Raw genomic sequence first — 11,315 nt, forward strand, 5'->3', positions numbered from 1 at the left:
GCGCACACGCAATTCAGGCGGCCCTTACTTCGGCGTTCATCGCCGGGTAAGGGCCGTTTGCCGTGAAGCCGAGCTGTGTTTTCGCGGAAGTCCCTGCCGATGTTGAAGATTCGCCGGTAGCCGGGGACCGCCCGGAGTAACGTCGGCCGCGTGTCCGCCGAGACCGCAGAGCCCAACTCCATGGCACCCGTGCGCATCCTCGTCTACAGCGACGACGCACACACGCGCGAGCAAGTTCGGCTCGCTCTCGGAGAGCGCCCACATCCGTCGATGCCCACCATCGACTACATCGAGGTCGCGACGGCACCGATCGTCGTAGCCAAGCTCGACGCCGGCGGAATCGACCTCGCAATCCTCGACGGCGAGGCGAGTCCGGCGGGCGGCATGGGCGTCGCGAAACAACTCAAGGACGAGATCGCCGACTGTCCACCGATCCTCGTACTGACCGGTCGACCCGACGATGCGTGGCTGGCGTCGTGGTCGAGAGCGGAAGCCTCAGTGCCGCAGCCGATAGATCCGATCGAACTTGCTTCCACCGTCATCGCGCTTCTGCGTCGACAACTGAGCCGGTGAGCACCCGTTGCAGCGGTGATTCGTTGCGGCGCCGACTACTTCGGACTTTCGAGAGCGAAACTCCGCACCCCGAAAACGAACCCAATGTCGGAGGCCTCCCCTAGTGTGGGTGTCGCAGGTCACATAAGTATCGAATTGCTGGCAGTATCGAAATCGAACGGCACCTTCGGGCTGGGCGGACATCCGCACAGCGGAGAGGAGTTCGGGTGACATGAACGCTTACATCCCCATTCTCGTCCTCGGGGTCATCGCGATGGCCTTCGCTGTGGTGTCGGTTGTTCTCGCGTCCGTGGTCGGCCCGAAGCGGTACAACAGGGCGAAACTCGAAGCCTACGAATGCGGAATCGAACCGGCACCCCGTACCGCCGGTGGCGGGCGGTTTCCCGTCAAGTTCTATCTGACGGCAATGCTGTTCATCATCTTCGACATCGAGATCGTTTTCCTCTACCCGTGGGCGGTGCATTTCGATTCGCTCGGCTTGTTCGGCCTCGCGGCGATGGGCCTTTTCATAGTCAACGTCTCGGTGGCATACGCATACGAATGGCGACGAGGCGGTCTCGGTTGGGACTAGGCCAGCGGACACAGGTACAGCACACATACGTCAGACAAAACCGGTCACACCGCAGCTGTTACGACTGAAAAGAGTCGGATATGGGTCTCGAAGAAAAGCTCCCCAGCGGATTTCTACTGACCACTGTCGAGGGCCTGGCAGGGTATGCCCGCAAAGGATCACTGTGGCCTGCCACCTTCGGGCTCGCGTGCTGCGCGATCGAGATGATGGCAACCACGTCAGGTCGCTTCGACCTGGCGCGGTTCGGCATGGAGGCATTCCGCGCGTCGCCGCGACAGGCAGACCTTCTGATCGTGGCCGGGCGGGTCAGTCAAAAGATGGGGCCGGTACTTCGTCAGGTCTACGACCAGATGGCCGAGCCGAAATGGGTTCTGGCCATGGGTGTGTGTGCGTCGTCCGGCGGTATGTTCAACAACTACGCAGTGGTACAGGGCGTCGACCACATCGTGCCGGTCGACATCTACTTGCCCGGCTGTCCGCCGCGGCCGGAGATGCTCCTGAACGCGATCATCGAACTGCACCGAAAGATCCAGGAGATGCCCCTCGGCGTGAACCGCGAAGAGGCACGCGCGGCAGCCGAGCGCGCCGCACTGGCATCCACCCCCACCATCGACATGAAGGGGCTTCTGCGATGACCGCGGGCAACAACGGATCGAGGGGGATGTTCGGGGTCCGCGGCAGTGGTGACACCTCGGGCTACAGCCGGCTCGCCCCGCCGATCTCAGTAGAGGACAAGGCCTCTCGACCGTTCGGTGGATACTTCGACGAAGTTGCGGACTCCTTGGATGCCGCATTGCGCAGCGGGGGCAGCACTTTCACCGATGCAATCGAGCGGGTAGTGATCTTTCGAGACGAGATGACGCTGCATGTCGAACGGTCTCACCTCCCGCAGGTCGCGCGCAGACTGCGCGACGAATCGGAACTGCGCTTCGAACTTTGCCTGGGTGTCGATGGAGTCCACTATCCGCAGGACACCGGTCGCGAGCTCCACGCCGTGTATCCATTTGCTTCGATCACGCACAACCGCCGGATCAGACTGGAAGTGTCCGTGCCGGACTCCGATCCACATATTCCGTCCATCGTCGGGATATACCCCACCAACGATTGGCACGAGCGTGAGACCTACGACTTCTTCGGGATCGTCTTCGACGGTCACCCGGCCCTGACCCGTATCGAGATGCCCGACGACTGGAAGGGCCACCCACAGCGCAAGGACTATCCGCTCGGCGGTATCCCGGTCGAGTACAAGGGCGCCCAGACTCCTCCACCCGACGAGCGTAGGTCGTACAACTGATGAACGAGACGACAGGAAGCAACTCCGGTGCCACGACGGAAACCGTCGTCACAGCATCGGGTCAGGACTGGGACGACATCGTCACCGCGGCCGCTCGCCAGCGAACTGGCGAGGCCGAACGGATCGTGGTCAACATGGGCCCGCAGCATCCGTCCACTCACGGCGTCTTGCGCCTTATTCTCGAAATCGAGGGTGAGACAGTCGTGGAAGCTCGGTGTGGAATCGGCTACCTGCACACCGGAATCGAAAAGAATCTCGAATACCGGAACTGGACGCAGGGCGTCACTTTCGTTACTCGAATGGACTACCTGTCACCGTTCTTCAACGAAACCGCGTACTGCCTCGGAGTCGAAAAACTTCTCGGCATCACCGACGACATTCCCGAGCGAGCCACCGTCATTCGCGTGATGATGATGGAGCTCAATCGAATCTCGTCGCACCTTGTCGCCCTGGCAACCGGTGGAATGGAACTGGGCGCCGTGACGGCGATGCTGTTCGGATTCCGCGAACGCGAATTGATTCTGGACGTGTTCGAGACGATCACCGGACTGCGGATGAATCACGCCTACATCAGGCCTGGTGGTCTCGCTCAGGATCTACCCGACGGGTCGGTCGCGAAGGTACGAGAACTGTTGAAGGTCCTACCGAAACGGTTGCGTGACGTCGAACTGATGCTCAGCGACAACTCCATCTGGAAAGCCCGCACCCAGGGAATCGGATATCTCGATCTCACCGGCTGCATGGCGCTCGGCGTGACGGGGCCGGTCCTACGCGCCACGGGTCTCCCCCACGATCAGCGTCGAGCGCAGCCCTACTGCGGCTACGAGAACTACGAGTTCGACGTCGTGACGCACGACGGATCCGATTGCTACGGAAGGTACGTCATCCGTGTCGAGGAGATGAAGGAGTCCCTCAAGATCGTCGAGCAGTGCCTCGACAAACTACAACCGGGGCCGGTCATGGTGGACGACAAGAAGATCGCCTGGCCTGCCGATCTCGCTGTCGGACCGGATGGCCTCGGCAATTCGCAGAAGCACATCGCCAAGATCATGGAGTCGTCCATGGAGGGTCTGATTCACCATTTCAAACTGGTCACCGAAGGAATCCGCGTGCCGCCCGGCCAGGTGTACGCCGCCGTCGAGTCCCCGCGTGGCGAGTTGGGTGTGCACATGGTCAGCGACGGGGGAACCCGGCCGTACCGCGTCCATTTCCGGGATCCGTCATTCACCAACCTTCAAGCGGTAGCGGCGATGTGCGAGGGAGGCATGGTGTCCGACGTGATCGCCTCGGTTGCCAGTATCGATCCCGTCATGGGCGGAGTGGACCGATGACCGGCCCGAACGGCTCGTCACGGGTGTTCATCGAACTCGGGCCGCGCCCGGACGAGCCCACGCAACTGGTACGCCCTGGCGCACGATCGAGTTATCCGCCTGACGTACTCGCCCGACTCGACGCCGATGCCGAAACCGTCATCGCTCGTTACCGTGAGCCTGACGCCGCGGCGACCACCAGTCGATCAGCCCTCCTGCCGCTCCTTCATCTCGTGCAGTCCGAGGACGGGTACATCACCCCGGCCGGGATCGATTTCTGCAGTGCCAAGCTGGGTTTGACCGGCGCCGAGGTTGCCGCCGTTTCCACCTTCTACTCGATGTATCGCCGTGGTCCGACGGGTGAGTATCTGGTCGGAGTCTGCACCAACACGCTGTGCGCGATCATGGGCGGAGACGACATCCTCGCAGCACTCGAAGAGCATCTCGGGTCAGCAGGCTCCAGAGACGAAGGCGGACACTCCATCTCGACGTCCGACGGCAAGATCACCCTCGAACACATCGAGTGCAATGCGGCGTGCGACTACGCCCCCGTCATGATGATCAACTGGGAGTTCTTCGACAACCAGACTCCGGAATCGGCGCGCTCACTCGTCGATACGCTCCGCGCCGGAGAGCGCGTGACACCCAGTCGCGGTGCCACACTGTGTTCGTTCCGACAGACCGCACGCACCTTGGCCGGGTTCCCCGATACGCGAATCGAAGCAGCCGAAGCACAAACAATCGGCGGGGCAACTCTTGCCGGACTGCGTATCAGCCGATCTCACGACGACAACCCACCCGGTTCGGCCTCAGCAGCCGACGCTCCCGGCGAAGGGAAGTGACATGACACTCGCCCCCGTCCTGAGTCGCTACTGGGATCAACCGAACTCGTGGACTCTCGACAGCTACCTTCGTCACGACGGCTACCAAGCCCTGCGCAAAGCGCTAGCCATGTCCCCCGACGCCGTGATCGAAACGGTCAAGGACGCTGGCCTTCGTGGGCGCGGTGGCGCCGGTTTCCCGACGGGCCTCAAGTGGAGTTTCATCCCACAGAGCACCGAAGACAAGCCAGGAGACGGCAAGCCTCACTATCTCGTCGTCAATGCCGACGAGTCCGAACCGGGCACATGCAAGGACATGCCGTTGATGATGGCGACCCCACACACGTTGGTCGAGGGAGTCATCATCGCGGCGTATGCAATTCGAGCGGCCAAGGCGTTCATCTACGTCCGGGGCGAGGTGGTCCCGGTCCTGCGACGTCTGCAGACCGCCGTGGCCGAGGCCTACGCGGCCGGATACCTGGGCCGCAACATCCTCGGTTCGGGATTCGACTTGGATCTCGTCGTGCACGCCGGAGCAGGCGCGTACATCTGTGGTGAGGAGACAGCCCTCCTCGATTCGTTGGAGGGACGACGCGGTCAGCCTCGACTGCGGCCGCCATTCCCCGCCGTCGCCGGCCTCTACGCCTGCCCGACCGTCGTCAACAACGTCGAGTCCATCGCGAGTGTGCCGTCGATCGTCCTGGGCGGCCCGGAGTGGTTCCGGTCGATGGGAAGCGAGAAGTCGCCGGGGTTCACGTTGTACTCGCTCTCTGGTCATGTCACCACTCCCGGCCAGTACGAGGCGCCGCTCGGCATCACGTTGCGAGAACTTCTCGACTACGCGGGCGGCGTTCGCACCGGGCACACCCTCAAGTTCTGGACTCCCGGCGGATCCTCGACTCCGATCTTCACCGACGAACATCTCGATGTCCCACTCGACTACGAGGGCGTCGGCGCGGCGGGATCGATGCTCGGCACCAAAGCACTGCAGATATTCGACGACACAACCTGCATCGTGCGTGCGGTGCTGCGGTGGACCGAGTTCTATGCCCACGAATCTTGCGGTAAATGCACGCCGTGCCGCGAGGGCACGTACTGGCTGGTGCAGATCCTGCGTCGGCTCGAAGGCGGAACAGGTACTGAAGCTGATCTCACCAAACTTCTCGACATCTCGGACACCATCCTCGGAAAATCCTTCTGCGCGTTGGGCGACGGAGCGACCAGCCCGATCATGTCCTCCCTGAAGTACTTCCGCGAGGAATACGTAGCGCATTTCGACAGCAACGGATGCCCGTTCGATCCTCGCCGATCCGTTCTCGCGACAGGAGCGTTCGTCTCATGACTGCAGCCGACGCTACCAAGAACGACGCCACCAAGACCGACACGGCACCGCCCACTGATCTGGTCACCCTCACCATCGACGGCCGGGAACTCCAGGTACCCAAGGGCACGTTGATCATTCGCGCTGCAGAGATGATCGGCACACAGATTCCGCGGTTCTGCGATCATCCTCTTCTGGACCCGGTCGGGGCGTGCCGACAGTGCATCGTGGAGGTCGAAGGTCAACGCAAGCCGGTGGCGTCCTGCACGACACCGGTTGCGGACGGAATGGTCGTCACCACACAGCTCACGTCACCGGTGGCGGAGAAGGCGCAGCGCGGGGTGATGGAGCTCCTGCTCATCAACCACCCTCTGGACTGCCCCGTGTGCGACAAGGGCGGCGAGTGTCCGCTTCAAAACCAGGCGATGTCGACCGGTCGCACCGAATCCCGGTTCGGTGAGGAGAAAAGGACCTACCCCAAGCCCATCCCACTCTCGTCCGAAATCCTGCTCGACCGCGAGCGTTGCGTCCTCTGCGCCAGATGCACACGGTTTTCGGGCCAGATCGCCGGCGACCCGTTCATCGATCTCCTCGAGCGCGGCGCGCTTCAACAGGTCGGGATCTACGCCAACGAGCCCTTCGAGTCCTACTTCTCGGGCAACACCATCCAGGTGTGCCCGGTCGGCGCGCTTACCAGTACGGCATACCGATTCCGGGCGCGACCGTTCGATCTGGTGTCCAGCCCCAGCGTGTGTGAACACTGCGCCGACGGATGTGCTCAGCGCACGGACCACCGTCGCGGAAAGGTTCTCCGCCGTCTCGCCGGGGACGACCCCGAAGTCAACGAGGAATGGAACTGCGACAAGGGCCGTTTCGCATTCACGTACACGACCCAAGGTGATCGGATCACCACTCCCCTGATCCGCAACGCTGACGGCGAATTGATTCCGGCGTCGTGGCCCATGGCACTCGACCTCGTTGCGCGATCCTTCGCGCAGGCCCGCGGTGACGCAGGCGTACTCGTCGGCGGACGCTCTACCTTGGAGGACGCCTACGCCTACGGCAAGTTCGCGCGAGTTGCTCTCGCTACCAACAACATCGACTTCCGAATCCGTGCTCATTCTGCCGAAGAGGCAGGTTTCCTCTCAGCACACGTCGCCGGCCGCACACTCGAAGAGTCGGTGACGTACCAGGACCTCGAGTCGGCCCCGGCCGCATTGCTGGTAGCTCTCGAGCCCGAGGAGGAGTCACCGATCATCTTCCTGCGGCTACGCAAGGCCGCACGTTTCGGCAAGACGACGGTGCTCTCCAGCGCGCCATTCGCTACGCGCGGCCTGCAGAAGATGGGCGGCTCTTTGCTTCGGACCGTACCCGGAAGTGAAGCAGCTCTGATGGATTCGTTGTCTCACCCCAGCAGCGAGGAGGGCCAGCTCCTCCGGCAGCCCGGTGCAGTGATCCTGTTGGGCGAACGACTCAGTGAGGTGGCGGGCGGCTTCGCCGCGGCGGTACGTCTCGCCGAAGCGACAGGAGCTTGTTTGGCTTGGGTCCCACGCCGCGCTGGTGATCGCGGCGCCGTCGAGGCCGGCGCACTACCGGGATTGCTTCCCGGCGGACGCCCCGTTGCGGACCCGGCAGCACGTCGGGAGGTGGAATCAGTGTGGGGGGCCTCCATCCCGGCATCCGACGGGCGCGACGCCGCGAGTCTGCTGGATCCGGGGCAGACGACTGCTGCCCTTCTTGTCGGCGGCGTCGAATTGAGTGATCTCCCGAACCCGGCGAAGGCAAGGGCCGCGATCGAAGCAGCAGGGTTCGTGGTGAGTTTGGAGATCCGTCACAGCGGAGTCACCGAACTCGCCGACGTCGTCTTCCCGGTGGCACCGGTCGCCGAGAAGCCCGGAACCTTCCTCGACTGGGAAGGCCGCGAGCGCGTGTTCGACACCGCGTTGAGAACGACAGGAGTAATGCCGGATCAGCGCGTTCTCCACGCGATCGCAGCCGAGATGGGCATCGATCTGGGCCTACCCGACGCAGATTCCGCACGCTCGGAGATACACCGCCTCGGCGCTTGGTCCGGATCGCGCCCCACCTCGCCTCAGGTCCCGTCAGGCACCATGCCCACACCGGCACTGGGCGAGGCAGTGTTGTCGAGTTGGCGAATGCTGCTCGACAACGGCCGACTGCAAGACGGCGAGCCCAACCTGGCGGGTACGGCACGGCTCCCACTCGTACGTTTGTCTGCCGAGACCGCTGCCGAGATCGGCGCCGACAACGGCGATCACGTTGCGGTGTCGACTGAATCCGGTTCCATCACATTACCGTTGGAGATCACCGAACTCCCGCCTCGAACAGTCTGGCTCCCACTCAATTCACCGGGTAGCACGATCTACGAAACGCTCTGCGTTACCGCGGGTTCCGTGGTGAAGATTGCGAAGGCTGGAGCGCAATGACCACCCACGAATACGGGACCGTGGCAGCTCCGGTCGACCTGTCGGCGTTCGGGCACGACCCGTGGTGGTTGGTGATCGGCAAGGCTCTCGCCATTTTCGTGTTCCTCGTACTCACACCGCTGGTGGCAATTTACGCGGAACGAAAGGTCATGGCACGCATGCAGATGCGTGTCGGACCGAACCGCGTCGGCCCCCGTGGAATGCTCCAGAGTCTCGCTGACGGAATCAAGCTCGCCCTCAAGGAGGGCATCACACCGACCGGCGCCGACAAACCGATTTATCTCCTCGCGCCCGTCATCGCAGTCGTGCCCGCGTTCATGGCCTTTGCCGTCATCCCGTTCGGTCCGCAGGTGTCGATCTTCGGAACCCTTTCACCCCTGCAACTGACCGATCTGCCGGTCGGAGTTCTCTACATCCTCGCCGTGACTTCAATCGGTGTGTACGGGATCGTGCTTGCCGGCTGGTCGTCCGGATCGACGTATCCACTACTGGGCGCACTTCGATCGACCGCGCAGGTCATCTCCTACGAGGTAGCAATGGGGCTGTCCTTCGCCGCAGTCTTCCTCTACGCCGGCACGATGTCCACGTCCGGCATCGTCAGCGCCCAACAAGGTGCCTGGTACGTCTTTCTCCTCCTGCCGTCCTTCCTGATCTACGTGACAGCCATGGTCGGCGAAACCAACAGGGCTCCCTTCGACCTTCCCGAGGCCGAGGGTGAACTGGTGGGTGGGTTCCACACCGAGTACTCCTCACTCAAGTTCGCGATGTTCATGCTGGCCGAGTACGTGAACATGGTGACGGTGTCCGCTCTGGCCACGACACTGTTCCTGGGCGGGTGGCACGCACCGTTCCCGTTCAACCTGTGGGACGGCGCCAATTCCGGTTGGTGGCCGGTGCTGTGGTTTGTCGCCAAGGTGTGGGGCTTCCTCTTCGTCTTCATCTGGTTGCGCAGCACACTTCCTCGATTGCGCTACGACCAGTTCATGAATCTCGGCTGGAAGGTTCTGATCCCCGCAGCTTTGGTATGGGTGATGGTGATCGCGACCGTTCGTGCGTTCCGCAACGAGGGCTACAACACCTGGGTCGTACTTCTTTGCGTCGCACTGGTTCTCGGAGCTGCGCTCCTGATCGTGTTGGCCGGGACTTATCGCAGCCGACGCCGAACCGCCCCGTTGGTGCCCGATTCGGGGACCCGGCCTTTCGATGCGATGTCGGGCGGCTTCCCGGTTCCACCCCTACCTGGTCAAACGCTGCCGACCCGAAAACTACCGGGTCAGAACGTGCCACCGCCGCGGCGGACAGATGTTTCCGACACATCGGAGGACTCCCATGCCTGATTTCCTCGGACCTATCGCGGGTTTCGGAGTAACGCTCTCGACAATGTTCAAGAAACCCGAGACCGAGTTCTATCCGGAGGAGAAGCGGCCCACCGCGCCCGGATACCACGGTCGCCATCAACTCAACCGGTATGCGGACGGACTCGAGAAGTGCATCGGTTGCGAACTGTGTGCCTGGGCCTGCCCCGCCGACGCGATCTATGTCGAGGGTGCTGACAACACCGAAGAAGAACGGTTCTCCCCCGGCGAGCGTTACGGGCGGGTGTATCAGATCAACTACCTGCGGTGCATCGGCTGTGGCCTCTGCGTCGAGGCTTGCCCCACTCGGGCTCTCACCATGACCAACGAGTACGAGATGACCGACGACAACCGAGCCGGATTGATCTACGAGAAGGACCTCCTTCTCGCGCCCCTGAAACCCGACATGGCAGCGCCACCACACGCGCTGCGTCCCGGCACAACTCAGGACGACTACTACCGCGGCGACATCACAGCAGCTCCCGAACAGGCAGTACCCGAGCAAGAGCCGAACCCGGAGACCGAGAAATGATCGCGGCGGTCACGACCACGATCCTGGCGGAGGGAACGATGACATCGACCTCCACCGGCGAGGCGGTGCAGTTCTGGATCCTCGGAACCCTTGCGGTGATCAGCGCTTTGGGTGTGGTCGCCGCCCCCAAGGCCGTCTACTCTGCGCTCTTCCTTGCAATGACGATGATCATCCTGGCCGTCTTCTACATCGTGCAGGGCGCACTGTTCCTGGGTGTCGTCCAGATCGTCGTCTATACCGGCGCAGTGATGATGTTGTTCCTGTTCGTCCTGATGCTGGTCGGCGTGGATTCTTCGGACTCCTTGGTCGAAACGCTACGGGGACAACGCGTCAGCGCGATCGTGATCGGCGTCGGATTCGGGCTACTCCTTATCGGCGGCCTCGGAAATGCGTCGATCTCGGGGTTCACCGGATTCACCGGACTCGACCAGGGCAACATCGACGCTCTCGCCGATCTCATCTTCATCCGCTACGTCTGGGCCTTCGAACTGACCGGCGCACTGCTGATCACGGCGACACTTGGCGCAATGATGCTCGCGCATCGGGAGAAGATCGGAGCCACACTCAGCCAACGCGAACTCTCGCAGCAACGATTCACGTACCTGGGCAGCGATGAGAGCAATCCCGACAAGGGCTCGGCCACTCCCCTCCCCAGTCCCGGCGTGTACGCACGTCACAACGCAGTAGACATGCCGGCGTTGTTGCCCGACGGAACGTTCTCGACCCTCTCCGTCAGCAGCGCCCTCACTCCGCGATCCCCGGATCCCGATACCGGCGAGGAAACGCAGCGATGAATCCAGAGAACTATCTGTATCTGTCGGTCCTGTTGTTCACCATCGGGGCTGCGGGAGTCCTCCTGCGACGCAACGCCATCGTAGTGTTCATGTGTATCGAATTGATGCTCAACGCCGCGAACCTGGCATTCGTGACCTTCGCGCGCATGCACGGCAATCTGGACGGCCAGATCTTCGCCTTCTTCACGATGGTGGTAGCTGCGGCCGAAGTAGTCGTCGGCTTGGCAATCATCATGATCATCTTCCGATCTCGGCGTTCTGTATCCGTCGACGACGCAGACCTGCTGAAGTACTGAC

Annotated in this window: 12 protein-coding genes; all 12 read left to right on the forward strand. The window is 62.5% G+C overall.

Annotated elements, in window-relative coordinates:
• Window positions 1-180: 180 nt before the first annotated feature.
• Entirely contained in the window at window positions 181-573 is a 393-nt protein-coding gene (locus ABIE52_RS08805; protein WP_042450864.1) for an Rv3143 family two-component system response regulator, read from the forward strand.
• A gap of 211 nt (window positions 574-784) precedes the next feature.
• Window positions 785-1,144 carry an NADH-quinone oxidoreductase subunit A gene (locus tag ABIE52_RS08810; protein ID WP_003942165.1) on the forward strand — a complete coding sequence of 120 codons (360 nt, stop codon included), beginning with the start codon at window positions 785-787 and terminating at the stop codon, window positions 1,142-1,144.
• A gap of 80 nt (window positions 1,145-1,224) precedes the next feature.
• Entirely contained in the window at window positions 1,225-1,779 is a 555-nt protein-coding gene (locus ABIE52_RS08815) for a NuoB/complex I 20 kDa subunit family protein (protein ID WP_003942234.1), read from the forward strand.
• Complete coding sequence (locus ABIE52_RS08820) at window positions 1,776-2,438, forward strand: NADH-quinone oxidoreductase subunit C (protein ID WP_007735151.1); 663 nt, start codon at window positions 1,776-1,778, stop codon at window positions 2,436-2,438. The genes ABIE52_RS08815 and ABIE52_RS08820 overlap by 4 nt, the downstream gene beginning before the upstream one ends.
• On the forward strand, window positions 2,438-3,769 hold the full coding sequence (gene nuoD / locus ABIE52_RS08825) for an NADH dehydrogenase (quinone) subunit D (RefSeq protein ID WP_054188537.1): 1,332 nt from the start codon (window positions 2,438-2,440) through the stop codon (window positions 3,767-3,769). Before ABIE52_RS08820 ends, nuoD begins: the two co-directional genes overlap by 1 nt.
• Window positions 3,766-4,590: an NADH-quinone oxidoreductase subunit NuoE gene (gene nuoE / locus ABIE52_RS08830; RefSeq protein ID WP_192712487.1), complete on the forward strand. Its 825-nt coding sequence runs from the start codon at window positions 3,766-3,768 to the stop codon at window positions 4,588-4,590. Before nuoD ends, nuoE begins: the two co-directional genes overlap by 4 nt.
• 1 nt (window position 4,591) lies before the next feature.
• Window positions 4,592-5,911, forward strand: a complete 1,320-nt coding sequence (nuoF, locus tag ABIE52_RS08835) for an NADH-quinone oxidoreductase subunit NuoF (protein WP_050655787.1) — start codon at window positions 4,592-4,594, stop codon at window positions 5,909-5,911.
• Entirely contained in the window at window positions 5,908-8,337 is a 2,430-nt protein-coding gene (locus ABIE52_RS08840) for an NADH-quinone oxidoreductase subunit G (RefSeq protein ID WP_058226273.1), read from the forward strand. The genes nuoF and ABIE52_RS08840 overlap by 4 nt, the downstream gene beginning before the upstream one ends.
• On the forward strand, window positions 8,334-9,674 hold the full coding sequence (nuoH, locus tag ABIE52_RS08845) for an NADH-quinone oxidoreductase subunit NuoH (protein WP_192712488.1): 1,341 nt from the start codon (window positions 8,334-8,336) through the stop codon (window positions 9,672-9,674). The genes ABIE52_RS08840 and nuoH overlap by 4 nt, the downstream gene beginning before the upstream one ends.
• Complete coding sequence (gene nuoI / locus ABIE52_RS08850; protein WP_192712489.1) at window positions 9,667-10,224, forward strand: NADH-quinone oxidoreductase subunit NuoI; 558 nt, start codon at window positions 9,667-9,669, stop codon at window positions 10,222-10,224. The genes nuoH and nuoI overlap by 8 nt, the downstream gene beginning before the upstream one ends.
• Window positions 10,221-11,018 (forward strand): NADH-quinone oxidoreductase subunit J, encoded by a 798-nt coding sequence (locus tag ABIE52_RS08855; protein WP_192712490.1) that lies wholly within the window; start codon window positions 10,221-10,223, stop codon window positions 11,016-11,018. The genes nuoI and ABIE52_RS08855 overlap by 4 nt, the downstream gene beginning before the upstream one ends.
• Window positions 11,015-11,314 (forward strand): NADH-quinone oxidoreductase subunit NuoK, encoded by a 300-nt coding sequence (gene nuoK / locus ABIE52_RS08860; RefSeq protein WP_003942238.1) that lies wholly within the window; start codon window positions 11,015-11,017, stop codon window positions 11,312-11,314. Before ABIE52_RS08855 ends, nuoK begins: the two co-directional genes overlap by 4 nt.
• The last annotated feature ends 1 nt before the right edge of the window (window position 11,315 follow it).

Source organism: Rhodococcus sp. OAS809 (assembly GCF_040546695.1).
In the GTDB taxonomy this organism is placed as follows: domain Bacteria; phylum Actinomycetota; class Actinomycetes; order Mycobacteriales; family Mycobacteriaceae; genus Rhodococcus_F; species Rhodococcus_F qingshengii.